Origin of the sequence: Caulobacter sp. BE254, assembly GCF_031457295.1 — a bacterium.
Lineage (GTDB): Bacteria > Pseudomonadota > Alphaproteobacteria > Caulobacterales > Caulobacteraceae > Caulobacter.
Map to the genome: position 1 here is coordinate 76,268 of NZ_JAVDWJ010000002.1, position 26,640 is coordinate 102,907.

Here is a 26,640-nt window from a genome sequence, read left to right on the forward strand (position 1 = left end):
CCTGGCGTCGCCCACCGGCGGGCGCGCGCAATCGGAGCCCGCGCTCGATGTCCATTAGGCGCAATCTGATCTGGAGCGCCGGGGCGCAGCTCCTGTTCTTTGGCCTGCAGTTCGGCACCCAGATCGTGGTCACCCGCCTGCTTTCGCCCTACGAGGTGGGCGTCTACGCCGTGGCCCTGTCCACCAACGGCCTTCTGGCCACCTTGCAGACCTTCAGCCTGCTGAGCCTGCTGGTGCGCGAGCCGGAGCTGGACAAGGCGCTGGTCGACACGGTGTTCACGGTCAACGCCGCGCTGAACACCCTGCTGGCCCTGCTGGTCTACGCCGCCAGCTTTGTCGCCGCGCGGGTCTATTCCGAGCCGGGGGTCGGATCGGTGATGGCCCTGATCGCTGTCGCCCCGCTGGTGAGCATCTTCGAGCTGCGTCCATCGGGCCTGCTACAGCGCGAACTTCAGTTCTCCAAGATCGCCATGGCCTCGGCCGGCAAGGCGGCCGTCGCCTCGGGCGTCACGATCCTGGGCGTGCTGGCCGGCCACAGCTACATGAGCATGGCCTGGGGGAATCTGGCGGGCGCGATCACCGCCGTGGCCATCCTCAATGCCTTCGGCTTTCGCCACTTCGCGCTGCGCCTGAGCCTGGCCCGCTGGCGAACGGTGATGACCTTCGGCCTGCGGATGGTGGCGATCGGCGGGGTCAACACGCTGTCGACCCGCCTGGGCGAGCTGATCCTCGGGCGGATCCTGGGCCTCGGCGCCCTGGGCCTGTTCTCGCGCGCCGCCTCGCTGCACAGCGTGATCTGGGACAACATCCACACGGTCTTCACCAAGGTGGTCTTCGCCGACCTGGCCGAGCAGCAGCGCAAGGCCGGCTCGTTGCGCGACGCCTATCTGGGCATACTGGCCAACATGACCGCCTTGCTCTGGCCCGCCTTCGCCGGCATCGCCGTGCTGTCGGGCCCGCTGGTCCACCTGCTGTACGGTCCCAAATGGACCGGGGCCGCCCCGCTGCTGTCGATGCTGGCGCTGGCCGGCGTGCTGTTGACCTGCGTGACCATGACCTGGGAGGTGTTCGTCATCCGCGACGAGACCAAGCTGCAGGTCAAGATCGAGTACCGCCGCGCGGGCCTGAGCTTGGCCTATTTCACCGGCGGCGCGTTCTTCGGCGGCCTCCTGGGCGCAGCCGCGGCGCGCCTGGCCGATGCGGCGACGGCGATCCTGATGTACCGGCCGCCCCTGGCGCGTCTGACGGAGACCGCGACCGCCGACATCGTGCCGATCTACGGCCGCTCGCTGCTGCTGGCCCTGGCGGCCGTCGCGCCCGCCGGCGCGTTGATGCTGGCCGTCCATGGCGATCCAGCCGTGCCCCTCTGGCAGGTGGCCGCCGCCGTCGCCCTGGGCGTGGCGCTTTGGGCCGTCACCCTGGTGCTGTGCCGTCACCCCCTGGTGGAGGAAGGTCGGCGCCTGAAGGGCCGGTTCGCGCGCTCCCGCGCCTGATCCCGCTCAGCCCGGCGAATAGCGCCCGCCCGCCGCGGCGACCAGCAGGTTGCGGGCCCGGTCGCGACGGCCGGCCCGCAGCTCGCGGAGCACCGCCCGACCCAGGTTCGGCAAGGCCAGGACCACCAGCCCCGGATAGTGCCGCCGCAGGAAGCGGAACTTGCTGCGCGTCAGGTAAAAGTCCGACAGCATCGAGGACTGGCCTTCGTCGCTGGTGCCGATCGACATGCCGACCCGGTGATAGACCTTGGCGGCGTCGCAATAGCCCAGGCGGAAGCGGCCGGCGGCCCGGACCGCCCAGTCGATCTCCTCCCAATAAAGGAAATAGCCCTCGTCCATGTAGCCGACGGTCTCGATGAGGCTGCGCCGCACCAGGGCCGCCGCGCCGTTGACGTAGCTGAGACTGGCCTCGATGGCGGCGGCGTCGACCGGGGCGTCGGCCGGGGTTCCCTTGCCCAGCAGCTCGCAGCGGGCCCGGCCGCGCAGGAAGCGCCCGCCCCCCAACGATTGCACGCGATCCGGCGTCTCGAGATAGACCACCTTGGCGCCGCAGATGCCGACGGTCGGGTCCTGGGCCATGCGCTCCAGCAGCTTGGTCAGGGCGTCGGGCTCCACCAGGGTGTCGTTGTTGAGGATCCAGACGTACTCGACGTCGGGTTCGGCCAGGGCCAGGCGGGCGCCGACATTGTTGCCCGCCGCATAGCCGCCGTTGCGCCCGGTCTGGACCACCCAGAGCCGGCGAGTCGCATCGTCGCCGCGCGGCGGGGCGGCCAGGGTCGAGGCTTCCAGCGCCGCCTGGACGAAGGGCCGCATGCCGCGGGCGACGCGCTGCTGGTTCACCGCGGGGAGCTGCTCGGCCAGGCCGGACTGAATCGCCTCGAAGGAGCCGTCGCCGGAGGCGTTGTCGCAGACGATGATGTCCAGGTTCTCGTGGTCCAAACCCGCGGCGCTCAGCGCGCACTGGACGGTGTCGGCGGGGGCCCGCCAATTGAGGATGATCGCGGCGACCCGGGGATTGGCTTGGCCTTGCGTCACGCGAACTCCACCGTCATCTCGACCTTCCACCTCGTCTCCGATGCGACACCGCGCAAACCGCGCCAGGCTCGCCTAGAGCGGCTTGATGCTCAGATTCCTGAAATTGGCGGCGAAAGGCTCCTTGGCCGCCTCCCGGTAGACGCCTTGCTTCCAGTAGGGGCCGACGATGTCCTCGAAGCCCAGGGGGCCTTGATAATCGACCAGTCGCTGGCCGTCGCGGAAGACCTGCAGGAAGCCGTCGCCGGACGGGCCGAACTTCACCCGAATGCGCATCCTGTACCAATGGCCGCGCTCGATCGGTTGGCTGTCGGTGTAGTGCGCGTGATAGGTGGTGGTCTCGCGGCTGGCCACGCGGCTGGGATCGTCGCGCGTGATGATCCGCATGCGCTCGCCGACCATCTCGATCGCGAACGGCGGGCTATGTCCCGGCTCGCCCGGATCGGGCGTGGACTGGATCTGGCTGAGGGTCATCCACCGCGCCGTGTTTGGCGGCCCCGGCTCGATCATCAGATTGAAGGAGACCTCATAGGGTTGGCCGGGCTTCATCCGCAGGGAGGTCGCGATCTCGGAGCGCTCCTTGATCTTGCCGTCGCCGGGCAGGCTGTCGCCGGGACGGACCTCGAAGCGGGCCGAGGCGCCCTTGACGGCGTAGTTCCACGGCTGGCCGGCGTTCTGCACCTGGAACCGCGGGTTCTCAGCGCGGATCAGTTCGGGATTGCTTTCGGTCCGCAGGTGACGCGGCACGGACTTGAGCGCGTCGGCCGCGTCGACGACCACCTCCCGCCCCTCCTGCGTGGACATCGCCGCCGCCGCCACGATCGAACCCAGGGCCAAGCTCCCGCCCAAAATCAATGCGATCCACCGGCGCCGCCGCTTCCGTTCGGCGGCATGAGTCTTGAAGTCAGACATGGGGCCTCGCCTGAAAAGGGGCGCGAACTGTCCCTATCGGAACTTCGTCTAACCCGCCGCTAGACACTACAACGTACGACTTTCGCATATACGATCTTAAAAACGAGCATCGCTGGATGAACGGGCAATCACCGCCGGGCTCGACTGAGGGACGGGGATCTATAATGGCGCGCTCCGGCGGCAACAAATTGATTTCCCTGGAGGCTGGGCGCTTTTTCGCCGCCTTGGGCGTCATGTTGTTCCACTACACAGGCGTGATCGCCGACTTTCGCGGCGTGACGGTCTTCGGCGACATCTTCCGGCCGGGCCATGTCGGCGTCCCATACTTTTTCGTGCTGAGCGGCTTCATCATCTATCACGTCCACCGCGCCGATTTGGGACAGGCCGGCGCTGTGGGGCGGTTCTTCGTGAAACGGGCCGTGCGCCTGTTTCCGATGTTCCTGGCCGTTTCCCTGGCCATGCTGCTGGCTTTTCTGGTCAGCCCGTCGATGGCCGGCCAGCGCGAACTGACGCCCCTGGGCGTGGCGGCCGACCTGTTGCTGCTGCCTCACGCCAACGCCATCCTGTCGATTTCCTGGACCCTGCGCCACGAAATGGTGTTCTACGCCCTGTTCGCCCTGGCCCTGTGGTTCGGTCCCAAGGCGTTCTGGGCCATCGGCGTCTGGATCGCGATCAGCATGGCCGCCGGTCTTTACGCCTTGGCCGCCGGCGTGGACACCGTGCCCTGGATGGGGTCCTGGTCGGTCCTGACCAGTACGCTGAACCTGGGCTTTGGCCTGGGCATGATCGTGGCGGCCAACGCCGGCGCGCCCGGCGCCTCGCGGCCCTGGCCGCTGATCGGCCTGGGCGGCGGCCTTATGCTGCTGCTGTGCGGCATCGAGTGGATGTTCGGCCGGGGCGTACCGCACGAGGTCGATGTCCTGGGTCCGCTCGGCGCGATCGGGCTGTTGTTGGGCGCAGCGGTGCTGATCGGCGGCCTGGTTCGGCTCGAAGCGACCTGGACCATGCCCGCGCCCGGCTTCTGGAAGGCCGCCGGCGGCTCCTCGTATGTCCTCTACCTGATCCACCAGCCTCTGGCCTCCCTGGCCCTGCGCGTTTTGAAGCGCCTGCCCCTTCCGGCCGAAGCGATGTTCGTGATCCTGGCGCTCTCGGCCGTGGCGACGGCCCTGGTCATCCACCTGACGGTCGAAAAATGGCTACTCGGCCGCCTATCCGCCTTCGGCCGCCGGAGCGAGCCTAGAACGGTGATCACGGACGCGTCGCTGGCGCTGGCGCCGGCCCCGAGCGCGGGCTTGTCCTTGACGACCCCGCAGCCGCCCGGGCAAAGCCAAGGATAGGTCAGCTGTTCACGCCTTCCCGCCGAAGACACGCCCCGGCCAAAGCACGGACGCCCTGGTGAAAAGAAAACGAGTTGCGATCGTCATTCCCGAAGGTCTTTCGGGCCACGGCGGGATCGTGCGGGTGACGGCCTATCTGACGCGTCATATCCGGGCGCACATTCCCGACATCGAGACGCATGTCTATCGCTCGCGATACAGCGACAACGCCGTGCTCAAGCACCTCACCGCCCCGTTCGCCCTCGCGGCCTTCGCTGTGAAATGCGCCGCCGGACGCATCGACGTCGCGCACCTCAATGTCGCGCCGCGCGGATCGACCTTGCGCAAGCAACTCTACCAAGGCGTGGCCAAGGCCCTGGGCATGCGAACGGTCCTGCACCTGCACGGCAGCGGCTATGACGAGTTCTACGCCGACCTGCCGACCAAGCATCAGGCCGCGGTGCGGGCCTTCTTCGCGCGGGCCGACGCGGTCGTGGCCCTGGGCGACCATTGGAAGCGGTTCATGCTGACCGAACTGCGGCTGCCCGCCGCCAAAGTGGTCGAGATCCCCAACGGCGTGCCGGCCGCCCCCGCCGTCGCGCGCCCGCCGAACGCCGTGCCGGCGATCGCCTTCCTGGGCGAGGTGGGCCACCGCAAGGGGGTGGACGTGCTGATCGACGCCCTGGCCCGGCTCAAGGCCGACGGCCTGGCCTTCACCGCCACGATCGGCGGCAACGGCGACCTGGAGACGGCCCGCGCCCACGCCCGGCGCGCGGGCGTGATCGACTGGATCGCCTTTCCGGGCTGGGTCGACGAGGCCGGCGCCGACAAGGTGCTGCGCGGCGCCGACCTGCTGGTCCTGCCCTCCCGCGCCGAGAACCAGCCCGTGGCCATCCTGGAAGCCATGGCCCGCGGGCTTCCCGTCGTGTCCACCCGGATCGGCGGCATTCCCCAGCAGGTCCTCGACGGCGAGACCGGCCTGCTGGTCGAGCCCGACGACGCGGCGCAACTGGCCCAAGCCTTGGCCGCCCTGATCCTGTCGCCCGAGCGACGCGCCGCCTATGGCCAGGCGGGACTGCGGCGGTTCGAGGCGCATTTCTCCGTGGCGGCCTGCGCCGAGCGGTTCGCCGAGCTTTACAGGTCGCTGTGACCGTGTCCGCCGTCCAGGCCAGGCTTCGCGTTCCTGGCGTTGCGCCCAACGGGCGGGCGGCCGCAGGCGATTTCCGCCTCGCTGGGGCGTCGTGCGTGGCCCGCCCGCGCCGCGGAGCTCTTCACGCCTTGCCTCGCGCCGGCCGAGCGAAGACAACCGGACCCGCATGATCCAGGAAGCCGCGCCCAACGCCGTCCGCGCCCCCGAGCCCGCCGGTTCGCCAACTGCTTTGACCGGGGCCTACAGGCCGGACATCGACGGCCTGCGCGCGATCGCCGTGCTGGCCGTCGTGGTGTTCCACGCCGGCTTCCACGGACTGCTCGGCGGCTTCATCGGCGTGGACGTGTTCTTCGTCATTTCCGGCTACCTGATCGGCGGCCAGGTCTTCCGCGAAGCCGTCGCCGGCGAGTTTCGGTTCTCGCGGTTCTACGCCCGGCGGGTGCGGCGCATCCTGCCTGCCCTCTACGTGCTGCTGACCATCCTGTTCGGCCTGGGCGCCTTGCTGCTGACGCCGCTCGAGCTGCGGGAACTGGGCAAGGAGGCCTTCGCCGCCGTCTTCGGCGCCTCCAACCTCCTGTTCTACACCGCCGGCGGCTATTTCGACCCGGCCTCCGACCACCTGCCGCTGCTGATGAGCTGGTCGCTGGGCGTCGAGGAGCAGTTCTACATCATCTTCCCGATCCTGGTGCTGCTGTGCCTGAGGATCAGGCCGCGGCTGTTCATGCCGATCCTGATCCTCGGGACCGTGGTCTCGTTCGCCGGCTCGATCGCGCTGACGCACCTGAACCCGAAGGCCGCCTTCTACCTGCTGCCGACCCGCGCCTGGGAACTGGGCCTGGGCGCGATCCTGGCGCTGTCCGAACGCCGGGCGAACACCTGGACGATCCCGCGACCGATCGCCGACCTGGTGGCGATCGCCGCCGTGGCGGCCCTGGTGGCGGCCATGGCGCTCTACCAGCCCACCTACGCCTTTCCCGGCTGGTACGTCCTGATCCCAACGGTCGCCACGGCGATCCTGATCGCTGCGCCCGGCAGCCTGTTCAACCGCCAGGTCCTGTCCTGGAGCCCCTTCGTCTTCATCGGCAAGATCTCCTATTCCTGGTACCTGTGGCACTGGCCGCTGTTCTTCCTGAACCGGATCCTTGCGCCGGACGGCAAGGGCCTGCCGCCGATCGCGCTGCTGGTGCTGTCCCTGGTCCCGGCCGTGGCCTCGTGGCGATGGGTGGAACAGCCCTTCCGTCGCCGCGTCCTGGGGGAGAAAGCCGTCCTCGCGCGCTACGGCGCGGTCGCGGTGCTGATCGCGCTGCCCGCCCTGCTCTTCTTCCTGACCGACGGCTGGCCGGGCCGGTTCTCGCCGGCCGTGCGGCAAATGTCCCGGACGGTCAGCGAGGCCAGGGTCGATCCCTGCCTGGCGCCCTACGGGGCCGTATCGCCTCGGAACCCGGCGACCTGCCTGCCGGCCTCCGCAGGTCGCCGTGTCCTGGTGTTGGGCGACAGTCACGGCAGCGCGATCGCGCCCGGCTTCAAGGCGGCGGCGGCGCGCGAGGGTTTCGGCTTCGGGCAGATCACTAAGTCCTCGTGCCCGCCGCTGTGGGGCTTCGCCCGGGAGGAGCCGGGCCGCACGGGTCACCTGGCGCAGTGCCAGGCCTTCCAGCGCGAGGCCTTCGCCTATGTCGAGCGCCATCCGGAGATCGAGGTCGTCGTGCTGGCCAGCTATTGGCCCTCGGACATGACGCTGACCGACGGCAAGGGCGCGACTGTTCCGCTGGCCGGCGCCCTGGACGCCACGGTGGCGCGCCTGACGGCGGCCGGGCGGCGCGTGGTCCTGGTCGACGACGTCCCGTCCTTCCGGTTCGATCCCTACAGCCGCGTCGTCGGCGACATGATCCCCGCCAGAGCAACGGCGCAGCACTGGTTCGCACGCACGCCCGGCGTGTTCGCCGCCCACGGCCAAGAGATCTTCGAGGATCCCGCCACGCCCCTCCTGCGCTCGGTCGCGAATGTGCGCCCTGGCGTCACCTTCTTCGACACGAAAGCGCGGCTGTGCGGACAGGAAGGCTGCCGCTACGGCGCGCCCGACACGCTCTACTATTTCGACTTCCAGCACCTGACCGCGACGGGGGCCGGCGCGGCCACGGAAGGTTTCAGCTTGCGCACGACGCCGACGGCTCTGGAGCGGATCGAGCGCCGTTGACCCGGCGGTGCGCACCGATTGGACGACGCGACCATCGCGGCGACCTGAAGGCGCCCCGATGTTGCCTGACTTGATGCGCACTGATACCAATTCGCCGCGATCGGAAGCGATCGCCGCGCCGTCCTTCAGCCACTCCAGTAAAGCCGATTTCGTGCAAACGACCGCCACACCGAAGCCATGGCTGGCCAGGCTGGCGACAACGATCGCGCTGGTGATATTCCTGATCGCGTTCGTAGCGCACCAGGGCCGGATCAGCTTCTACGCCGGTCCCAACGGTCGCACGGTCGCCCTGGGCCTGGAGCTGCTGACCCTTGGCCTGGCCTCGGCCATCTGCATCGTCCATCGCCAGTACGGCATCGTCCTGTGGAGCGTGGTCGCGACCATCTACGCCGCCTCGCAGGTCTATTGGTTCTCGACCGCCTGGGGGCGCGACGCCAACCTCAACGCCATATCCGTCTATATTGGGCTGTTCTCCTCGGTCATCTTCGTCGCCGCCCTGGTCAACCTCGAGCGCAAGACCCTGATCAACGTCCTGTTCGGGGTGGCGCTGGTCTACGCTCTTTTCTATCTGGCGCTTAGTCTCGGCCTCGGAGGCCTGAAGGCCCCGACGGATCCCGGCGCGGAAAAGCTGTTCATCGCCGCCGACCTGCGGCTTGGCCGTCCCTCGCGTTTCGCGATGATGTCGTCCCTGATGGTGTTCGGCCTATGCCTGTCGTTCACCCGAGCCTTCGTCGCCAAGAAGTGGCTCTATCTGTTGACCTTCGGCCTGTTCGCGGCCGGCATCTGGCTTTCCTACTTCCGCGCGGTCACCGCGGTCACGATCTTCGCCCTCGTCACCTACGTCGTGCTGCGAAACACCAGGCGGGTCGGAGTCCTCTGCTTCCTGGCCTTCTTCGTCGTGTCCCTGGTGTTGATCATCGGCCTGAACGATCAAGCGTTCCGGCCCTACGACATGTTCGGCAGCAACGACTCCTCGGCCACGATCCGCTCGCTGTCCTACGAGGCCACCAAATACTTCGCGCGGGACTACTGGCTGTTCGGCGTCGGGCTGGCCAGCAGCCGCGACGACACCATCAACCTGATGGCGACGACCACCTTCTTCTTCTCGGATATCGGCGCGGTGGGGGTTTTCTACACCGGTGGCGTCATCGGGCTGATCATCTTCATGGTCATCAGCGCCATCAGCGCCTTTTCCGGCTTCTTCCTCCAGGCCCTGGGCTTCGAGCGGGCGGACGCCGACGGTCTGGCCTTGGCCGGTTGCGCCTGCACCCTTCTGGGCGTCATCGCCCCAGACCTGTGGTCTGGATCCTCGACCGTGCTGTCGGCGATCTTCATCGCCGCCTACTATGTCTATCTGAAGAAGCGGCCGACGCACCCGCCGCGGCTCCTGCCCTGGCTAGGGGGCGGAGTTCGGTACCCCTCGTTCGCCCCGCGCGCGCTTGCCCCAGAGATCCTGGAAACGCCCCTTCAAGCGCAGGAAGGGTTGCTCGATCAGCCCATAGGACAGGTGCGCGGCCACGAGTGAGGCCACGACCGTCACGACGTCGGTGAGCCGCGAGCGCATGCCCGCGAACGAAAAGATTATCAGGATCGGATAGTGCCAGAGGTAAAGACTGTAGGACCTCTTGCCTATCCACAGTGCGAACGGCGACTTGAGCCACGGGACGAACGGGGCGCGATCGTCCACGGCCAGGGCCACCAGCCAGGCCGCGCAAAGCGCCACCAAGGTGAAACCGCCATACGCCAGGAGCGGCGCGGACCAGGGCGTCGAAACCGCGACCACGGCCAGGCAAAGCAGTGGAACGGGCCAGAGCTTAAGCAGGATGGCCGGCAGGCGCCGCACCCCCGACAGGGCCAGGGCCGCGCCCAGCAGCAGGCCGTCAGCGCGCGTGTCTGTCCCATTATACAGGCGATCGGCGCTGGCGCCGTCCCAGGCCAGGAAGCCTCGCCAGGCCGCCAGGGCCAGCATCGCCCCGATCAGCACCATCGCATATCGCCGGCGATCGAGCCGTCCGGCCGTCGCGTTCAACAGCAGCGGCCAAACCAGGTAGAACTGCTCCTCCACGCTCAGCGACCAGGCGTGGCCCAGGAAGCCTCCCCCCGTCCAGCCGGCCGCCCTGGCCCAATTCATGATGCTGGCCAAGGTGTAGAGCACGTTGCGCAACTCGCCCCAGAGGTCCAGCCGCCTGGCCACAAGGGATCCGGCCAGCAGCGCCGCCACGACGAAGAGCGACACCCCGAGCAAGGCCGGCATGATCCGCAGGAAACGCCTGAGATAGAAGTCGCGCAGCGATGCGCGTCCGTCGCGATCGATTTCCTCGACCAGCAGGCCCGTGATTAGGAAGCCGCTGATGACGAAGAAGATGTCGACGCCGATGTGGCCGCCGACCAGGATCCGCGGTCCGAAACAATGGTCGATCACGACCGCCGACACCGCCACGGCGCGGAGCCCGTCGATCTGCGGCAGGTAGCGTCCCATTCGGGCTCCAACATCAGGGAAGAGGTTTCTGACTATCGCGCCCAAGGCGTGTTGGAAAGCGATGGCGCCCGCTGGGACGCCCTGACGGTCGGACCACGCCGGGAATGCGCGGTTCAAAGGCCGCCCGTGCGTTCCCGCGCGATCGAGGCGACGGATTATTGGCGGAAGCCTTCGTCGCGCGATAAGGCTCTGGCGCCGGCCCAGTCCGACTGGGCCGGCGCCATTCCATTCGAATATCGGGGTCGCCACCGTTGAAGCCGATCGTCGTCTATACGCGGGCCTGGCGCTCGGGGGTCGGCCTCTACGCCCAAGGGCTTGTGGAAGGCCTGGCCGCGGCGGGAAGCGAGGTCTTGTTCATCGCGCCGGCGGGCTATCCGGAAGACCGCACCGCCCGTCTCGGCAATGTCCGCCGCATCCGCCCGGTCCGGGAACTGATCGACGGAGGCTCGCGCCCGCGCCGTGCGTTTCTTTCGCTCGCCCGCGTGGCAGGGGGCCTGGGTGCGCTGCTGGCGGCGCGCTTCGCCAGCAACCGTTTCATCGTCAGCATCCCCGACCCCTTCGTCTTCGCGATCTGGCCGCTGATGTTGCTGCGGCTGACCGGCGCCAAGGTCGTCTTCGTCTGCCACGACCCCGAGCCCCATTCCTGGAGCCTGCCCGCGCGCTGGCGTTGGCTGGAGCGCACGGGGTATCGGCTCGTCTACGGCTGCGCCTCGGTGATCGTCGTGCTGTCGGAAGCGGGCCGGGCCCCGCTGGTCCGGTCATTCGACGTGCCCACCGACAAGATCGTGGTGACGCCACATGGCGCCTTCGACGTTCCGGCCGCGGGACCGGCGCCGGGCTCAAACCTGCTGTTGGCCTTCGGCACGATCCGCCGGAACAAGCAGGTCGCCCTGGCGATGGAGGCTGTCATCGCCGCGCGCTCGGCCGGCTGCCCCGTCCGGATGATCGTGGCCGGAGGCAGGGACCCCAACGATCCGACCTATCTCGACGAATGCCAGGCGATCGCCGCGCGCTGCCCCGACGGCCTGATCATGGAGACGGGTTTCATCGCGGACGAGCGGGTCGATGAACTTCTCGCGGCCTGCGACGCCCTGCTCATGCCCTACACCGACTTCAATTCGCAAAGCGGCGTGGCCGTGATCGCGGGGATGGCGGGTCGACCCGTCATCGCGGCGCCGGCGGGCGGCATCGCCGATCTGATCGCCGCCGGCCTCGCGGCGGTCGAGATCCCCACGCCCGTCGACCTCGATGGCGTCACCCGGTCGATCCTGGCCTTCTACGCCACGCCCAAGGCCGAGTGGTCCGATCGGGCGGCTCGCGGCCGCGTCCTGCTGGGCCAAGCCCTCGCCTGGCCGCAGATCGGGCGACAGCTGGCCGAACTGTTCGACTGACGCCGTTGCCGTTCAGGGGCGAAGAATAAAGTCGCGCAGCCGATCCGTGAAACTGGCCGGCGCATGCGGCGACAATCTCTCCGAGCCCGTCAACTCGGCCAGGCGGGTCAGATGCTCGACCAGGCTGAATTCGTCGGACGCGACATAGATCCCTGGAACGGCCTTGAAACGCTCGGCGGTCGCCAGCTGGTGCCCATTGCGATGTTCGCCGCGCCGGTGATCGCGGGCCATGATGATGATCGGCTTGCCGTATTCCAACGCCGTCAGGATCGACCCCATCCCCGCGTGGCTGATCATGATCGTGGCGTTCAATTGCAGTTCCTGAAAGGCCTGGGGGGCCAGGAACGGGAAGGCCTTCAGCGAGCGCGGCACATAGGTCGAAGGACCGATCTGCGCGACCACGTCCGACCGCCCGGTGGCGATCGCCCAGTCGTCGACCGTCCGCACCAGCCTGTCGAACGGAAGTTGGGTGCCTACGGACAGCAGTATCAAATGACCGACCCGAAGCATTGCACGTCCGGATAGGCGTCCGTGAGGTGGGGCCATTGGGTCAAGCACAGGTCCACGTGCTTGCGCACGAGCCGGCCGGACAGGGAAAGCTTCTCGGAATTGGCGATGCTGTCGATCCAGATGGTCCGCGCGCCCAACAGCTTGCCCAGCCGCACGGCGAAGACGCCAGGCGCGGCGCCCGTGGTCACGATCGTGGACGGGCGGAACTTCAGCACGATGAACAGCACCTGCGCGAACATGACCAGCAAGGCCATGGGATCCGTCTGGGACCCGTCTCTCACGATGGCGACCGGCCGCCCGCCGCAAGGCGCGCGCGCGCCCTTGAGCGTCGTGACGCATTGTACGTCAAAGCCTTCGAAGGCCGCGACCAGCCGCGAAAGCTGGACCCAATGCCCCCCGGCGGACGCGACGAGAAGGAGTCTAGGCGCCGTCATGGGCGCAGGGGCCCTGTCGGGCTCGACCGGCCCAACCCCAATCCTGCCTCCGCACGCAGCGGGCGGTCGATCATGGCCTCATCATTCCCCAAAGGTGTTCTGCGGACCCGATGCCAAGCCTCCCCGCCGGCGAGTATAAGCAAGGCTCGGCCTTAAGAAATGCCATTGAAACATTTTGGCTCGAAATTAAGGCCAAGCACGCTTCACGATCCCAAAAAATAGCACTCTTCATCGCCTCCAAACGTGTAAGGCTCAGCTTTACACGCGGAAGGCTGCCCAAACCGCCAGCCGGACCCCTTAAAGCCGAGATAGACACGACCGAACACGTCCTTGTCTGCGTCCATGACGACGACTTCATCAAGAGCGCCGACGGGAAACTCGCCGATCCGCACCCAGTTCACCGCATTGTCTATCGATCGCCACACACCGTAGCGACCGTCAATCCGCCCTGTAACATAAATGGCCGGATAATCATGTTCAGGCGCAGCCTTGCCGAAGGCGATGTCATGCGCCGCCTGCACGCGACGCAGCGCGACCCAGGTCCGACCGCCGTCGACGGACCGTCGCAGGGCTCTATCGCCCGGGTCGGATACGCCTGAAGTGAAGAAAAGATGGCCCGCATGGCCTGGAACAACCCTGAGCTTGGCGCTGTAGCGGCTGCCCGGCGCGATCTCGCCCTTGTAGATCCTCGACCAGTCGGCGCCGCCGTCCCGGGTGAGCCACAGGCCCGCGAGACCCGGATTGAGACCATCGCCGCTGTGGACCAGGTAGAAGGTCCTGGCCAACACCTTGTCGGCGGCCAGCGTCTTGCGGTGGAAGTAATAGTCGGCGTGCGAGCCGGTGTCGGGCAGCCGTTCGCCGGGCAAGACCACCCGTCGCCAGGTCCGCCCCATGTCGGTGGTGTAGAAGGGCGACCGGTTGTGGGTGGGCGCCCAGACGATGTTGCGGGCGTCGTCGGCCGCGACCGCGATCGTTCCGAACGCCATGCGCCAGGGATCGGACAGCGCCGTTCCGGGTGGTCGCGGCAAGGTCGCGAACTTCGACCAGGTCTTGCCGCCATCCTCGCTGTAGCCCGCCAGCACGGCGTCGCCGTCCTCCGAGCAGCAGTCGGTGCGGGTGTCCGAGGCGTTCGTGACGAAAAAGCCAGGTTGGGCCGGCGTCCAGTCCAGCTGCTGCGCGGCGATCAGCACCCGCTCCCTGGGGCCGTAGCCGGTCGAAAACTTCCCTAGATCGTCGCGTCGATGGATGCCGAAATCCCAGGCCGCGAACAGCGGCAGCTGGCCTGGCGCGGCGCTGACGTCGTTGGCGACCAGTTCCTCGATGCCTCGGGCCTGGCTCTCCCAGGTGATGTTTCCAAGGGGCTTGGCGATATCGCCGAAATAGACGCCTGTGCCGGCGGCGTTCCAGAGCCGACCTCGGACCACGGGATCGAACACCACCTGGCCTGTGGCGAAATAGCCCTGGTCGGCCACGCGCAGCCAAGGCGGGTCACCCTTCCCGACCCGCGCGCCGGTGAGGACGCGAGACCACCGCCGCCCCCCATCGTCGCTGCGGATCGCATGACCGCCTTCGTCGAAGACGTAGATCGAACCATCGGCCGGGTTGACGGCGACGCTGCCGAACGGCGCCGGGGTCACGCCGGCCGTCCGCGTAAGGTCTTCCCAAGCCCTTCCCGAGAACTTCCAGATTTTCTTGTCGTCGTGATCGACGCCGTAGAACGCGCCGTCGAGGCCGAAGGCGCCGTGGCGCAGGCTGGTCGGCTGAGGATCTCGTGGTGAGACCAGGGGCGCGAAGGTACGGCCGCCGTCAAGCGAACGCGAAACCCCGTTCCCGGCCGACATTGCCCAGATCTGCGCGCCGTCCGGCGAGAACCACACCACCAGCCCTGGCCTGGGCGCCACCGCCGCGCGCCCGGGGCCGAGCCCGCCCGGCGCCGTCGCGACCCTGGCCCAGTCGCGGCCGCCGTTTTCCGATCGCCACAAGCCGTCATTCGGGGAGCCCAGGAGCACGAGGTCGCGATCCCGGGGCGACACGCTCATGAATGGGCCATAGTGCCGAAACGGACTATTGGCGTCGAAGGTCACCGGCGGAAGGCCGGTCCGAACGAAGCTGCGTCCGCGGTCGCTCGACCGATAGACCCCGCCGTGGATCGCCATGTAGATCCGATCCGGATCGGAGGGCGCGACCGCGACTTCGTAGACGCCTTCGTTCAGCGTCATCGGCTTGTGATCCTCCGAGGGCATGCTCGCCGTCGTGACCAGTTGAAGCCAGCGGTTCGCCTCGGGTTGCCAGAGATAGGCGCCATAGACGTCGGTTCTGACGGTGCGGGTCAAACCCCTTGCGTCGGCGCTGTATCCCGTGATGAAGCCCCCGCCGCCGATCGCCACCGGGCGCCACGAATAGGCTTGGGCGGTCGCCTCGGCCACCGGCGGCGCGACAACCTTCGTCGAAGCGGCGCCAGGACCCGATTGATCCGCGGCCAAGGCGAGAAGAGCCAGGACGAGCGCCGAAAGCATTATGCAACTCCTGAACACACTCGTCCCCGGGCTTCCAAGCGCGTCTTGGCCGGGGCTGTACATCAGCCCGCCGTCTAAAGGCTTTTCCCAGTCATCGGTCAACGGAACCCCATGGCAAGCTTCACCTGTACAGAGCCTACACGGCGCCCAGCGCGTAGGCGCTTTTTCATTTCGAAGCCCGGCCGCCAGAATCCTGACGCGCTTGTTGTTCAAACTTGGTTGACTTCGTTTTTACCCCTTCGCTTGCGTTCGGGGGGTGTGCTAGTGGAGCCCGGTTTGGCGTGCGCCATGCGATGAGATCGAAAAAACAGAGAAACGCTTTCGAAAGGTGGTTTGTGAACTATGCATCCACTGTCCGGAAGCCGCTCACGCCTTCACTGCGTATTTGTTCACAGCGACTAAACGCAGCCCTTTAGAAAATGGATCTGGCGAAGATTAATGGAAAACAGTGTTGATACGCAGCCGCTGACGAACCGCGCCCGCGGGTCTTCTGGCGAGACCATCGATGTTGAACGCCTGATCGCCGCATTCCGGCGTCGCTTGTGGCTGTTCGTGGCCGTGGCCGGGGTGATCGCCGCCGCCTTGATGTTCGTGATGCTTCGGCAAACGCCGATGTACACGGCGACCGCCAACGTCATGATCAACACGCGCACGGAGAAGGTCGTCGACTCCCAAGCCGTCCTGTCCGGCCTGACGGCGGACACCGGCACGGTCGACACCGAAGTCGAGGTCATCAAGTCGCCGCAGCTGGCCGAAACCGTCGTCGACACCCTCAAGCTCGACAAGGATCCGGAATTCAACGGCGCCCTCAAGTCGCCAGGTCTGATCGGCAGCATCCTGGGCGGCAAGAAGGCCGAGCGCGCCGTGCCCGGCGCGGCCGAAGCCGAGCGGCAAGCCGTCATCGCCGCGGTCGGCAAGCAGCTGACGGTCCGTCGCGTGGGCCTCACCTACTCGATCACGATCAGCTTCGAGTCGACCTCGGCCATGAAGTCCGCCACGATCGCCAACGCGTTCGCCGACGCCTACCTCCAATCGCAACTGACTGAGAAGTTCGACGCCACCCGCCAGGCCAACAGCTTCCTGAACACCCGTCTCGACACCCTGCGCACCCAGCTGCAGGAGGCCGACGCGGCCGTCTCCAATTACCGTGTCGCCAACAACCTGCTCAGCTCGGAGGGCACCACGCTCACCGAGCAGGAAATCTCGGCCTACAACCAGCAGCTGGCCCAGGCCCGCGCCCAACAAGCCGAGGATGAGGCGCGCCTGCGCACCGCCCGCGCCCAGCTGGCGGCCGGCTCCAACGGCGACGACGTCGGCGAAGCCCTGAGTTCCCAGGTCGTGCAGAACCTGCGCGCCCAGCGCGCGGTGGTCAGCGGCCGGGTCGCCGAGATGTCCGGCCGTTACGGCGAGCGCCACCCCGACATGGTGCGGGCCCAGCGCGAACTGGCCGATATCGACCAGCAGATCCAGGCCGAAATCCGCCGCATCGTCTCCAACCTCGAGGCCCGCGTCCGCGTCTCGCAGCAACGCACGGCTTCGGTTGAAGCCAGCCTCGGCGGCGCCCGCGGAACCCTGGCCGCCAACAGCGCGGCCTCGGTCCACCTGAAGGAGCTCGAAGGCAACGCGGAAGCGGCCCGCAACGTCTACCAGAGCTTCCTGGACCGCTATAAGCAAACCGGCGCCCAGCAAGGCGTCGAGCAGGCCGACGCCCGCATAGCGTCCCGCGCGGTCCCGCCCTCTCATCAGAGCTCGCCCAACTTGATGCTGGCCGTGGCGCTGAGCATCGTGGTTGGCGCCGGCGCGGGTCTGGCGGCGGTCATCATCGCCGAGATCATGGACGCCGGCTTGGCGACCTCGGACGACGTCGAACGCAAGATCGGCCTCGCCAGCGTCGCTTCGATCCCCTTGATGTCTTCGGTCGCCGAGGCGAACGAGCGCGGTATCCAGCCGATCGACTACGTTCTTCGCAAACCACTATCCGGCTTCGCGGAGGCCTTCCGCTCGCTGCGCACGTCGATCCTCTACGCCGTGCCCGGGCAGCAAGGTAAGATCGTGGTCCTGACCTCGGCCCTGCCGGGCGAAGGCAAGACCACCACGTCGATCTGCCTGGCGCGCGTCGCCGCCCAGGCCGGCAGCAAGGTGCTGCTGCTCGACTGCGACCTGCGCCGCCGCGCCGTCACCCGCACCCTGGGCTTGACCCCGGAAAACGGCCTGGCCGAAGTGCTGCACGGCACGGCGACGCTGGAGAGCGTGGTGCTGCTGGACCAGGCCTCTGGCGCCTACGTCCTGCCGCTGGCCCACACCGCTTCGTCCACCGAGGACGTCTTCGGCCTGCCGGCGATGGACCAGCTTCTGGCGAAGGCCCGCGCCTCGTTCGATCTGGTCATCCTCGACACCGCCCCGGTGCTCGCCCTGGCCGATACGCGGATCCTGGCGGGCAAGACCGACGTCGTCGTGCTGCTGGCGCGCTGGCGCAAGACCCCGGCCCGCGCCATCGGCGCCTCGGTCCGCCTGCTCCAGCAGGCGAACGCCCAGATCGCGGGCGTGGCCCTGACCCAGGTGGACATGAACGCTCAGTCCAAGCATGGCTACGGCGACGCCGGATACTATTACGACGAATACAAGAAGTACTACGCGAGCTAAGAAACCCGCAGGGTCTCTGGGAGAGCCCGTCGCCACCTGGCGACGGGCTTTTCTTTTGCGCTGCCGAGCATTTTTCTTAAGTATTAGCAAGCATTAAGCATACGAATTTACCAGGAATTGAAGCTGGGCAGTCGAAGGTGCGCGGGTAAGGAGCACCCCACAATGTTGACGCCGCGTACCCTGCAACGATGCTTCAAGGCCGTCTTCGCGATCGCCTTCGCCAGCCTGATGGTGGTGATGCTCGGCCCGTTCCAGGACCTTGAGCTGCGGTTCGGCCTCACCGACAAGGAAGCCCACGCCATCGCCTTCTTCGCGGTGACCAACGCGCTCTTCATCATCGCTCCCCGCCGTCGGCGAACCGACCTGGCCGTGGTCGCCGCGGCGCTGGGGCTGGCCATCGAAATCTTGCAAGGCCTGACCGGCCGGGACATGTCGCTCGCCGACTTCGTGGCCGACGCGGCGGGGATCACGGCGGCCGTCCTGCCCGGCGTGGTCGAGCGCCTGCGTCACCAGCTTCGCGTCCATCCCGACCTCAGCGTCCGGCAACTCCGGGCGATGGACAGGCGCAAGCGCCGCCGCCGTCCCGCACCCGAGGCCGCTCCCGAGGTTCAGGACGTGGCCCCTTCGGCCAACCCGGCCTGACCAGCGTCATCCAATTTCAGGCCGGCGACGCCCAGCGTCGCCGGCCTTTTTAATCGCGCTCCGCACGGTCAAGTTTATTAACTAGATTACTTCATCTAAGGGAAATCACTTACTTGGTTGATGGGAAATTTACTACATCTGTATACTTACATTTACCCATTTATCTACGGCCGTTATTATAGTTTAATTGCGATATTGATCCCGAACAGGGGATGAATATCCATGCGCATCCGGTCCGCTCTCAGCCTTCTGGCTTTCGCGTTCGCGCCCGCTCTGGCGGTCGCGGCGCCGATGAAGGTCGTGCCCGCCATGCCGCTGGGCGCGCCGACCGCAGCGCCGGTCGGTTTCACCGACCTCTGCCAGCGCCAGCCCATCGAGTGCGTGGACGGCATCCGCGGCGGCGACATCGACGCCAGCCAGGCGGCTAGGCTGGCCGAGGTGCGCCAGTGGGCCGGCCAGGCCCGGTGGGCCGCCTTGTTCGGACGCACGACCGCCGAACTCAGCGAAGCCCCCGCCTCGGCCTCGGCCTACCCGGGCTATGTCAGCCGCCCGCTTGCGCCGCGGTCCAGCGCCACGCTGTTCGAACCCATCGCCCCCACCTTGGTGGACGAGGAGGCGACGGAAGAGATGGACCCCGCGGTGATCGACGCCGCCGTCCCGCCAGCGGAGGAGGAGCCCCCGCCGCCGATCGTCAGCCAATTGAGCGAACGCGAACTGGAACGGATCAACACCCAGATCAATCGCTCGATCCGCCGCTCCGACGACTATGCCGCCTACGGTCGCGCCGACTACTGGGCGGCCGGCGTCGACCACGTCAAACGCGGCGACTGTGAGGACTACGCCTTGGCCAAGCGGCGCGCCCTGATCGACGCCGGCGCGCCGGGCGAGGCCCTGTCGATCGCCATCGTCCGCACCTTCCACGGCGAAATGCACGCCGTTCTGCTGGTCGCCACCAACGAAGGTGAGGTCGTGCTCGACAACCTGTCGCCCTGGATCGTGCCGTGGAACGAAGCGCCCTATCAGTGGCTGGATCGCCAGGCGCCCGGCGCGCCCACCAAGTGGGTCCATGTCGGCGTCGGCATGCGGTCCTAGAGCGTCTCGGGTCGCGCTCTCAGGCTAAGGTGGGCGTTCTCTTCCGGCATTGCTCCAAGCTCGACCCAAATTGGCTGCGGGCGGGACGCCCTCTTGGCTTGTGCCGACATTCTTGTTCACCTACTGACGGCGAACCCAAGTCAGACGGTGGAACTTCATGCGCGTAGCGATGATCGGGACGGGCTATGTCGGCCTGGTGTCAGGGGCCTGTTTCGCCGATTTCGGCCATGTGGTGACCTGTATCGATAAGGATCCCCACAAGATCGATCGCCTGACGCGAGGCGAAATCCCGATCTTCGAACCCGGCCTCGACGATCTGGTCGCCCGCAACGTGCGTGGCGGACGCTTGTTCTTTACCCTCGACGGCGCGCAAGCCATTCGGGAGGCGGACGCGGTGTTCATCGCGGTGGGAACGCCGACCCGCCGAGGCGATGGCCACGCCGACCTGTCCTATGTCTACGCCGCCGCCGAAGAGATCGCCGTACTGATAAGCGACTTTACCGTGGTCGTCACAAAATCAACGGTTCCGGTCGGGACCGGCGATCAGGTCGAGGCGATCATCAAGCGCACGAACCCCAACGCCCAGTTCGCCGTCGTATCGAATCCCGAATTCCTGCGCGAAGGCGCCGCGATCGAAGACTTCAAACGCCCCGACCGGGTGGTGGTCGGCAGCGACGACGAACGCGCTCAAGCGGTGATGCGCGAGCTCTATCGTCCATTGTCGCTCAACGAAACACCGATCGTTTTTACCGGACGGCGCACCAGCGAGCTGATCAAATACGCCGCCAACGCCTTCTTGGCGATGAAGATCACCTTCATCAACGAGATGGCGGACCTCTGCGAAAAGGCGGGGGCCGACGTTCAGCAGGTCGCCAAGGGCATCGGCCTGGACAAACGCATCGGGGCCAAGTTCCTCAACGCGGGCCCGGGATATGGCGGCTCCTGCTTCCCGAAGGATACTGTCGCCCTGGTGCGAACCGCCAACGACTATGGCGCCCCCACCCGGCTGATCGAGACCACCGTAGCGGTCAACGAAGCGCGCAAGAAGGCCATGGCGCAGAAGGTGGCGGACGCCATCGGCTCCAACGACCTCCGCGGGAAAACCATCGGCGTTCTGGGCGTGACCTTCAAGCCGAACACCGATGACATGCGCGACGCACCCAGCCTGGATATCCTACCCGCCCTGCAAGCCATGGGCGCCAAGATCCAGGGCTTCGACCCGGAAGGCGGCCACGAGGCCGAGAGGCTCTTGCCGGGTGTGGACTTCAAGACCGGTCCCTACGAAGCGGCGGAGGGCGCTGATCTGCTGCTGATCATCACTGAGTGGGATCAATTCCGCGCGCTCGACCTGGATCGATTGAAAATCCTGATGAACGCGCCGGTCGTCGTCGATCTGCGCAACATCTATAAACCCGGCGAAATGGTGCGCCATGGCTTCACCTACACCAGCATTGGACGTGGTTGACGCACGAGAGTACAGAGTCGGCGCATGACCGTCATCGTGACCGGCGCGGCCGGCTTCATCGGCGCCCAAGTCGCTCATCGCCTCCTGGACCAGGGCGAAACGGTGATCGGGGTCGATGTTCTCACCGACTATTACGACCCGGTCCTGAAGAACGCCCGCGTCAACCGACTGGAGGCACGGCCTGGGTTTACGATGGTCCGGCTCGATATTGCCGACGCCGAAGCGTTCATCGCCTTGGTCTGCACGGCGGGCGTCAAACAGATCGTCCACCTCGCCGCCCAAGCGGGCGTGCGGTACTCGATCGACCATCCCTTCGCCTATCAGCATGCGAACCTGGCCGGCCATCTGTCGGTGCTGGAGGCCGCACGTCGTGGAAGGGTGGACCATCTGGTTTATGCCTCGTCCAGCAGCGTCTACGGCGATCGTCCGGCATCGGACAGGGGCTTCAAGGAAACCGACCCGGTCGATGCGCCCGTCTCCCTCTACGCCGCCACCAAACGTGCCGACGAGCTGATGAGCATCAGTTATGCCAAGCTGTACGGCTTTCCCATGTCGGCGCTTCGTTTCTTCACCGTCTACGGACCGTGGGGCAGGCCCGACATGGCCTATTTCAGCTTCACTCGGAAAATACTCGCCAACGAGCCGATCGAAATCTACGGCGAAGGACGAATGGCCCGGGACTTCACCTATATCGACGACATCGTCGATGGCGTCCTCGGCGTCCTCGACCATCCCCCCTCGCCTGGCGCCCACGAGATCTACAACGTGGGCGACAATGAGCCCGTAGGGCTGATGGCGATGATCAACACTCTGGAATCCGCCCTCGGGCGAGAGGCGGTGAAGATCATGCGCCCCATGCAGCCGGGCGACGTCACGGCGACCTACGCGGATATCTCCAAACTCCACGCGCTCATCGGCTACAGGCCCAAGGTCAATCTCACCGAGGGTTTGGCCCGCTTCGTCGACTGGTATCGCGGATTCTATCCGGCCTGAAGGACGTCCCCGCAGGCCTCACGCCAAGGAACTCCGCCAGGTGAGGCTGAACGCCCGCTGGCGGCGAATCCGTGCGATTGGATCATTGCCCCTGCGCCGCGATCAGCGCCGCCCGCATCTGCTCGGCCTGTTCCGGGGTGATGCCCATGGCCGACAGCAGCGGCGAGGGGGACGCGTGGTCCCAGGCGTGCCGGCCGCCGACGGTGATCCCGCCGTCGACGACGATGTGCGTTCCGGTCACGAACTCGGAATCGTCGCTGGCCAGGTACAGGGCGGCCCGGGCGATATCGTCGGGCAGGCCCGCCTTGGGGATCGGCTGGATCTTCGGTCCCACCTCGGCCACGCGAGCGGCCATCTGGTCGGCCACCTCGCGCGGCAGGCCCATCGACGCGCCGAAGATCGAGGTGGCGATCAGGCCGGGGCAGATGGCGTTGACCCGGACCTTCAGCGGCGACAGCTCGGCCGCCGCGCACTTGCTCATATGGATCACCGCCGCCTTGGCCGTCGAGTAGGCCAGCGGCCCGAAGCCGGCTTGCAGGCCGGCGATCGAGGCGGTGTTGATGATGCTGCCGCCGCCGCGTTCCAACATCAGGGGCAGGGCGTGCTTCATGCCCAGCACCGGCCCGCGCAGCAGCAGGGCGAAGGTGGCGTCCCAGCCCTCGGCGGTCATGTCGGCCACGCCGTTGGGCGCGCCGCCGTGGCCGGCGTTGTTGAACAGGATGTCCAGGCCGCCGAACGCGTCCTGGGCCAGGGCGACAGCGGCGGCGACCTGGCTTTCGTGGGTGACGTCGCAGGGGGCGAAGCGGACCTGGCCGGGGAAACGCCGCTCCAGCATCTCGCCCTTCTCGGCCTGCAGGTCGGCGGCGACCACCTTCGCGCCCTGGGTCGCGAACAGCTCCACCGTTCCCAGCCCGATGCCCGAGCACCCGCCGGTGATCACCGCGACCTTGCCGTCCAGACGTCCCGTCATGCGCCGCTCCCTTGGCCGCGCGCGACCTCTGGAGAGCGGGCCGCTGCGTCAGGCGCGGCTATCCTGGCGCGGCGGGGCCCGCCTGGCCAGGACTAAGTGAACAGCGTTCAGGCTTGTTGACGGGCCGGCGTTGGCTGCGGCCGGCTGAACACCAGGTTGAACAGCAGCCAGACGGCGCACGGCAGCAGGACGACGGCCCAGGCCAGCACGAGGCCGGCCAGGCCGAAGATCGCCCCGATACGTTGCGCGATATTGGGTTGCTCGGCCTTTCGGCCGGGCGACGGCGCGTGGATCTTCAAGCTCATCGTCCCCCCAGACTATCAGAGCGGGCCAGGTCGGACGCTCGCACATATTCCTTGCGGGCGACCTCCGAAGCCGTACCGGAAACAACCTGCCGCGCCAAGGCGCGACGCACGTCCTGCAGGGCGGGCCCCATCAGATGCCACGGTTCTACGCAGTAGCGCGTGAACAGGCGCTGCGGATCGACCATCAGCCGGAACAGCCACTCCATGCCCACCTGCCCCATCCAGCGCGGCGAAGGTCGCTGGACGCCAGCCTCGTAGTCGAACGCCCCACCAACGGTGAAGGTCACGCAGGGGCCCAGCTTGGCCTGGTTCTCCAGCACCCAGACCTCCTGGCGCGGCATGCCCATGCCGACCAGCACGATGTCGGGCCGATAGTCGTTGATCGCATCGACCACCGCCTGGTTCTCGGCCGAACCGGGCGTGACGTCGAAATAGCCGTGGTGGGTGCGGATCCGAGCGCTCGGCCAGTCGGCCTGGATGCGCGCGGTCGCCTTCTCCCCGACCCCCGGGGCGCCGCCGACGAAGAACACCTTCCAGTTCTCCTGGATGGCCCGCTGCCAGAAGGCGTCGCGCCAGTCCAGATAGGTGCAGCGATGGAACCGGCGACTGGCCCGGCCGACGATGCGCGCCCAGAAGATCAGCGGCACGGAATCGACCTCGATCAGATCTGACGTGCGGAAGAACTCGGCGATCTTCTGGTCCTTGCGGATCAGATAGAGGCTGTGAAGGTTATGGTTGGCGACCACGGCGCTCTCGCGCGCGGCGATCTTTCCGGCCACGAAGTGGAAGACCTCCTCCGGTCGGACCAGGTCCATCGACCCGCCGAGCACCTGCACGCGCTCTTCGGGGCGGCGGCTCATACGAAAGTTCTGACGTACCTCTGGAGAGGAGGCATCTCTCGCTGGAAGAAACATCTTACCCGACTCCGACGACTTGGAGCACAGGTCTACAGGAACAGGCTTAGCCTTTTGCCAAGAAGGATGATTAGCGAGACTTAACCTTGAAGTCGTCCGCTGGACTACGATTCACCATTTAAGCGACTGACGACACACACGGACCGGCCTCCCGAAGACTTCAGTCCGGAGAACGCCAATCCGCCTGTGTCGCGATGTCGCGGACTATTCGTTGACGACCACGACCTTGCCCATGGCCTTGCGGCTGGCCAGGTGAGCGATGGCGTCACCGGCCCTCGCAAGGGGGAACCGCTCGGAGACATAGGGCCGGATCTTGCCCGCCGCGTAGAGGTCCATCAGGTCCGCGACGTTCTGGGCATGACCCTTGGGATCGCGCGCCACCGCCGCGCCCCAGAACACCCCGACGATGTCGCACGACTTCAGCAGGGTCAGGTTCAGCGGGATCTTCGGGATGCCGGACGGGAAGCCGATCACCAGGAACCGGCCGTTCCAGCCGGCCGCGCGGATCGTCGCCTCGGAATAGTCGCCGCCGACCGCGTCATAGGCCACGTCCCAGCCGCCGGGGCCGCAGGCGTCCTTGATCAACGTCGCCAAGGCCTTCTGGCCGTCCTTGTCGAATGGGCCGCGCGGATAGACCACGCCGGCGTCGGCGCCGTGCCGGATCGCCAGGTCGACCTTCTCCTGACTGGAGCAGGCGGCGATCACCCGCGCGCGCGCCGCCTTACCCAGTTCGACCGCCGCCAGCCCCACGCCGCCGGCCGCGCCCAGCACCAGCAGGGTCTCGCCGGCTTTCAGGCGGCCGCGGTCCTTCAGGGCGTAGTAGGAGGTGCCGTAGGTCAGGATGAAGGCGGCGGCCTCGTCGAACGGCATGGCGTCGGGGATCGGCGTGCAGCGCGCGGCGTCCAGCGCCACCCGCTCGGCCATGCCGCCCCAGCCGGTCGAGGCCAGCACTCGCTGGCCGACCTTCAGCGTCGTGACGCCCTCGCCCACCGCCGCGACGAGGCCCGACACCTCGCCGCCGGGCGCGAACGGCCGCTCGGGCTTGAACTGGTACTTGTCTTCGATGATCAGCACGTCGGGATAGTTGACGCCGCAGGCCTTGACCTCCAGGACCACCTGGCCCGGGCCGGGCCGCGGGTCGGGCAGGTCTTCCAGCACCAGGGTCTCGGGTCCGCCGACCGCCTTGCTGAGCACCGCCTTCATCTCGCCTCTCCCTGCGTTTGTCTTTATGAGCGGCCGGACGCTAGCGCACGCCGGACGGCCAAGGAAGCAGAATGTCAAACAAACGTTTTACTCTCGCCCTGCACGGCGGCGCGGGGGCCAAGCGCGGTCATGACTACGGCGTGGAGATCGCCCACATGCGCGGCCTGGTCGAGGCGGCGCGCGAGCGTCTGGCGGCGGGCGCCAGCGCCTTGGACGTGGCCGTCGAGACCGTGGTCGCCCTGGAGGCCTCGGGCCTCTACATCGCCGGCAAGGGCGCCTCGCCGAACGCCGACGGCGAATACGAGCTGGACGCCAGCCTGATGGACGGCGCTACGCTGCGCGCCGGGTCGGTCGCGGCCCTTCAGGGCTTCGAGAGTCCGATCCTGGCCGCCCGGGCCGTGATGGAACGCACCCCGCACGTGATGCTGGCCGGCGAAGGCGCCATGGCCTTCGCGCGCGAGCAGGGGCTGAAGACGATCGCCGACCCCGCCGCCTGGTTCACCCAGGCCGGGGCCTTCGAAGCCAATCACGCGGCGAACGTCCTGCCCACCGGCACAGTGGGCTGCGTGGTCCACGACGGCGAAGGCCGGCTGGCGGCGGCGACCTCGACCGCCGGGGTGTTCGGCAAGTTGCCGGGTCGGGTGGGCGACTCCCCTATTATCGGGGCCGGCGCGTGGGCCGACGGCCATGCGGCGGTGTCCTGCACCGGCCAGGGCGAATATTTCATCCGCACCGCCGTGGCCGCCCAGATCGCCCATCGGGTGCGGTTCGGCGGCGAGAGTCTCGAGACCGCAGCCCAGGCCGCCATCCAGGGCGTGGCGGACCTCGGCGGCCACGGGGGCCTGGTCGCGGTCGACCGCGACGGGAACGTGGCCATGCCGTTCGCCTCAAGCGGACTCAAGCGCGCCGCCCTGCTGCCGGACGGGACGATCGTGGCCGAAGCGTTTTAGGGCGTCCGGCGACGGAACTGTTCGTCGCCGGATAGC

The 26,640-nt window shown here is 67.3% G+C and carries 21 protein-coding genes and 1 pseudogene; 12 read left to right on the top strand and 10 right to left on the bottom strand.

The window, feature by feature from the left end:
- Window positions 1-47 precede the first annotated feature (47 nt).
- A complete protein-coding gene (locus tag J2X41_RS04485; RefSeq protein ID WP_310079942.1) occupies window positions 48-1,493 on the top strand; it encodes an oligosaccharide flippase family protein in 1,446 nt (481 codons plus the stop codon).
- A 6-nt stretch (window positions 1,494-1,499) separates the two neighbouring features.
- On the opposite strand, the gene J2X41_RS04490 is transcribed toward J2X41_RS04485, so the two are convergent.
- Both J2X41_RS04490 and J2X41_RS04495 read right to left on the bottom strand, forming a co-directional pair.
- Window positions 1,500-2,528 (bottom strand): glycosyltransferase family 2 protein, encoded by a 1,029-nt coding sequence (locus tag J2X41_RS04490; protein WP_310079943.1) that lies wholly within the window; start codon window positions 2,526-2,528, stop codon window positions 1,500-1,502.
- A gap of 72 nt (window positions 2,529-2,600) precedes the next feature.
- Complete coding sequence (locus tag J2X41_RS04495; RefSeq protein ID WP_310079944.1) at window positions 2,601-3,362, bottom strand: polysaccharide lyase; 762 nt, start codon at window positions 3,360-3,362, stop codon at window positions 2,601-2,603.
- A gap of 239 nt (window positions 3,363-3,601) precedes the next feature.
- On the opposite strand from J2X41_RS04495, the gene J2X41_RS04500 reads away from it, so the two are divergent.
- From J2X41_RS04500 to J2X41_RS25250, 4 genes and pseudogenes are all read left to right on the top strand, one after another.
- Entirely contained in the window at window positions 3,602-4,774 is a 1,173-nt protein-coding gene (locus J2X41_RS04500; RefSeq protein WP_310079945.1) for an acyltransferase, read from the top strand.
- A 58-nt stretch (window positions 4,775-4,832) separates the two neighbouring features.
- Window positions 4,833-5,903 (top strand): glycosyltransferase family 4 protein, encoded by a 1,071-nt coding sequence (locus J2X41_RS04505; protein WP_310079946.1) that lies wholly within the window; start codon window positions 4,833-4,835, stop codon window positions 5,901-5,903.
- 166 nt (window positions 5,904-6,069) lie between these two features.
- A complete protein-coding gene (locus J2X41_RS04510; protein ID WP_310079948.1) occupies window positions 6,070-8,097 on the top strand; it encodes an acyltransferase family protein in 2,028 nt (675 codons plus the stop codon).
- A 691-nt stretch (window positions 8,098-8,788) separates the two neighbouring features.
- Window positions 8,789-9,253 (top strand): annotated as a pseudogene (locus J2X41_RS25250) (O-antigen ligase family protein); the annotation flags it as partial.
- 240 nt (window positions 9,254-9,493) lie between these two features.
- On the opposite strand, the gene J2X41_RS04515 reads toward J2X41_RS25250, so the two are convergent.
- Window positions 9,494-10,576 carry an acyltransferase gene (locus J2X41_RS04515; RefSeq protein ID WP_310079949.1) on the bottom strand — a complete coding sequence of 361 codons (1,083 nt, stop codon included), beginning with the start codon at window positions 10,574-10,576 and terminating at the stop codon, window positions 9,494-9,496.
- A gap of 251 nt (window positions 10,577-10,827) precedes the next feature.
- On the opposite strand from J2X41_RS04515, the gene J2X41_RS04520 reads away from it, so the two are divergent.
- Complete coding sequence (locus J2X41_RS04520; RefSeq protein WP_310079950.1) at window positions 10,828-11,967, top strand: glycosyltransferase family 4 protein; 1,140 nt, start codon at window positions 10,828-10,830, stop codon at window positions 11,965-11,967.
- A gap of 12 nt (window positions 11,968-11,979) precedes the next feature.
- Here the strand turns inward: J2X41_RS04520 and J2X41_RS04525 are convergent, their stop codons facing one another.
- The 3 genes from J2X41_RS04525 to J2X41_RS04535 form a co-directional block, all read right to left on the bottom strand.
- On the bottom strand, window positions 11,980-12,513 hold the full coding sequence (locus tag J2X41_RS04525; RefSeq protein WP_404979873.1) for a glycosyltransferase: 534 nt from the start codon (window positions 12,511-12,513) through the stop codon (window positions 11,980-11,982).
- The gene (locus J2X41_RS04530) at window positions 12,456-12,911 is read right to left on the bottom strand and encodes a glucuronosyltransferase (protein WP_310079953.1); all 456 of its coding nucleotides are present in this window, start codon (window positions 12,909-12,911) and stop codon (window positions 12,456-12,458) included. The genes J2X41_RS04525 and J2X41_RS04530 overlap by 58 nt, the downstream gene beginning before the upstream one ends.
- Window positions 12,912-13,114: 203 nt before the next feature.
- Window positions 13,115-15,427 (bottom strand): hypothetical protein, encoded by a 2,313-nt coding sequence (locus J2X41_RS04535; RefSeq protein WP_310079954.1) that lies wholly within the window; start codon window positions 15,425-15,427, stop codon window positions 13,115-13,117.
- Between the two features lie 438 nt (window positions 15,428-15,865).
- Between J2X41_RS04535 and J2X41_RS04540 the strand changes: the two genes are divergently transcribed.
- The 5 genes from J2X41_RS04540 to J2X41_RS04560 all read left to right on the top strand — a co-directional run bounded on the left by J2X41_RS04540 (window position 15,866) and on the right by J2X41_RS04560 (window position 22,262).
- Window positions 15,866-18,070 (top strand): AAA family ATPase, encoded by a 2,205-nt coding sequence (locus J2X41_RS04540; protein ID WP_310079955.1) that lies wholly within the window; start codon window positions 15,866-15,868, stop codon window positions 18,068-18,070.
- A 162-nt stretch (window positions 18,071-18,232) separates the two neighbouring features.
- The gene (locus J2X41_RS04545; protein WP_310079956.1) at window positions 18,233-18,712 is read left to right on the top strand and encodes a hypothetical protein; all 480 of its coding nucleotides are present in this window, start codon (window positions 18,233-18,235) and stop codon (window positions 18,710-18,712) included.
- A 222-nt stretch (window positions 18,713-18,934) separates the two neighbouring features.
- Entirely contained in the window at window positions 18,935-19,804 is an 870-nt protein-coding gene (locus tag J2X41_RS04550) for a transglutaminase-like cysteine peptidase (protein WP_310079957.1), read from the top strand.
- A gap of 157 nt (window positions 19,805-19,961) precedes the next feature.
- Complete coding sequence (locus J2X41_RS04555) at window positions 19,962-21,269, top strand: UDP-glucose/GDP-mannose dehydrogenase family protein (RefSeq protein WP_310079958.1); 1,308 nt, start codon at window positions 19,962-19,964, stop codon at window positions 21,267-21,269.
- Window positions 21,270-21,293: 24 nt separating this feature from the next.
- The gene (locus J2X41_RS04560) at window positions 21,294-22,262 is read left to right on the top strand and encodes an NAD-dependent epimerase/dehydratase family protein (protein WP_310079959.1); all 969 of its coding nucleotides are present in this window, start codon (window positions 21,294-21,296) and stop codon (window positions 22,260-22,262) included.
- Between the two features lie 82 nt (window positions 22,263-22,344).
- Here the strand turns inward: J2X41_RS04560 and J2X41_RS04565 are convergent, their stop codons facing one another.
- The 4 genes from J2X41_RS04565 to J2X41_RS04580 form a co-directional block, all read right to left on the bottom strand.
- The gene (locus J2X41_RS04565; protein ID WP_310079960.1) at window positions 22,345-23,232 is read right to left on the bottom strand and encodes a glucose 1-dehydrogenase; all 888 of its coding nucleotides are present in this window, start codon (window positions 23,230-23,232) and stop codon (window positions 22,345-22,347) included.
- Window positions 23,233-23,339: 107 nt separating this feature from the next.
- Entirely contained in the window at window positions 23,340-23,537 is a 198-nt protein-coding gene (locus J2X41_RS04570; RefSeq protein ID WP_310079961.1) for a hypothetical protein, read from the bottom strand.
- Window positions 23,534-24,451 carry a WecB/TagA/CpsF family glycosyltransferase gene (locus tag J2X41_RS04575; RefSeq protein ID WP_404979874.1) on the bottom strand — a complete coding sequence of 306 codons (918 nt, stop codon included), beginning with the start codon at window positions 24,449-24,451 and terminating at the stop codon, window positions 23,534-23,536. The genes J2X41_RS04570 and J2X41_RS04575 overlap by 4 nt, the downstream gene beginning before the upstream one ends.
- 204 nt (window positions 24,452-24,655) lie before the next feature.
- Window positions 24,656-25,654: an NADPH:quinone oxidoreductase family protein gene (locus tag J2X41_RS04580; protein ID WP_310079964.1), complete on the bottom strand. Its 999-nt coding sequence runs from the start codon at window positions 25,652-25,654 to the stop codon at window positions 24,656-24,658.
- Window positions 25,655-25,725: 71 nt separating this feature from the next.
- On the opposite strand from J2X41_RS04580, the gene J2X41_RS04585 reads away from it, so the two are divergent.
- Window positions 25,726-26,604: an isoaspartyl peptidase/L-asparaginase gene (locus J2X41_RS04585; RefSeq protein ID WP_310079965.1), complete on the top strand. Its 879-nt coding sequence runs from the start codon at window positions 25,726-25,728 to the stop codon at window positions 26,602-26,604.
- The last annotated feature ends 36 nt before the right edge of the window (window positions 26,605-26,640 follow it).

What these genes read in the sequence shown, in the direction of transcription:
- J2X41_RS04485 (WP_310079942.1), top strand. Translation starts at nt 48, where the DNA reads ATGTCCATTAGGCGCAATCTGATCTGGAGCGCCGGGGCGCAGCTCCTG.
- J2X41_RS04500 (WP_310079945.1), top strand. Translation starts at nt 3,602, where the DNA reads ATGGCGCGCTCCGGCGGCAACAAATTGATTTCCCTGGAGGCTGGGCGC.
- J2X41_RS04510 (WP_310079948.1), top strand. Translation starts at nt 6,070, where the DNA reads ATGATCCAGGAAGCCGCGCCCAACGCCGTCCGCGCCCCCGAGCCCGCC.
- J2X41_RS04515 (WP_310079949.1), bottom strand. Translation starts at nt 10,576, where the DNA reads ATGGGACGCTACCTGCCGCAGATCGACGGGCTCCGCGCCGTGGCGGTG.
- J2X41_RS04525 (WP_404979873.1), bottom strand. Translation starts at nt 12,513, where the DNA reads ATGGCCCCACCTCACGGACGCCTATCCGGACGTGCAATGCTTCGGGTC.
- J2X41_RS04530 (WP_310079953.1), bottom strand. Translation starts at nt 12,911, where the DNA reads ATGACGGCGCCTAGACTCCTTCTCGTCGCGTCCGCCGGGGGGCATTGG.
- J2X41_RS04535 (WP_310079954.1), bottom strand. Translation starts at nt 15,427, where the DNA reads ATGCTTTCGGCGCTCGTCCTGGCTCTTCTCGCCTTGGCCGCGGATCAA.
- J2X41_RS04540 (WP_310079955.1), top strand. Translation starts at nt 15,866, where the DNA reads ATGGAAAACAGTGTTGATACGCAGCCGCTGACGAACCGCGCCCGCGGG.
- J2X41_RS04545 (WP_310079956.1), top strand. Translation starts at nt 18,233, where the DNA reads ATGTTGACGCCGCGTACCCTGCAACGATGCTTCAAGGCCGTCTTCGCG.
- J2X41_RS04550 (WP_310079957.1), top strand. Translation starts at nt 18,935, where the DNA reads ATGCGCATCCGGTCCGCTCTCAGCCTTCTGGCTTTCGCGTTCGCGCCC.
- J2X41_RS04555 (WP_310079958.1), top strand. Translation starts at nt 19,962, where the DNA reads ATGCGCGTAGCGATGATCGGGACGGGCTATGTCGGCCTGGTGTCAGGG.
- J2X41_RS04560 (WP_310079959.1), top strand. Translation starts at nt 21,294, where the DNA reads ATGACCGTCATCGTGACCGGCGCGGCCGGCTTCATCGGCGCCCAAGTC.
- J2X41_RS04565 (WP_310079960.1), bottom strand. Translation starts at nt 23,232, where the DNA reads ATGACGGGACGTCTGGACGGCAAGGTCGCGGTGATCACCGGCGGGTGC.
- J2X41_RS04570 (WP_310079961.1), bottom strand. Translation starts at nt 23,537, where the DNA reads ATGAGCTTGAAGATCCACGCGCCGTCGCCCGGCCGAAAGGCCGAGCAA.
- J2X41_RS04575 (WP_404979874.1), bottom strand. Translation starts at nt 24,451, where the DNA reads ATGTTTCTTCCAGCGAGAGATGCCTCCTCTCCAGAGGTACGTCAGAAC.
- J2X41_RS04580 (WP_310079964.1), bottom strand. Translation starts at nt 25,654, where the DNA reads ATGAAGGCGGTGCTCAGCAAGGCGGTCGGCGGACCCGAGACCCTGGTG.
- J2X41_RS04585 (WP_310079965.1), top strand. Translation starts at nt 25,726, where the DNA reads ATGTCAAACAAACGTTTTACTCTCGCCCTGCACGGCGGCGCGGGGGCC.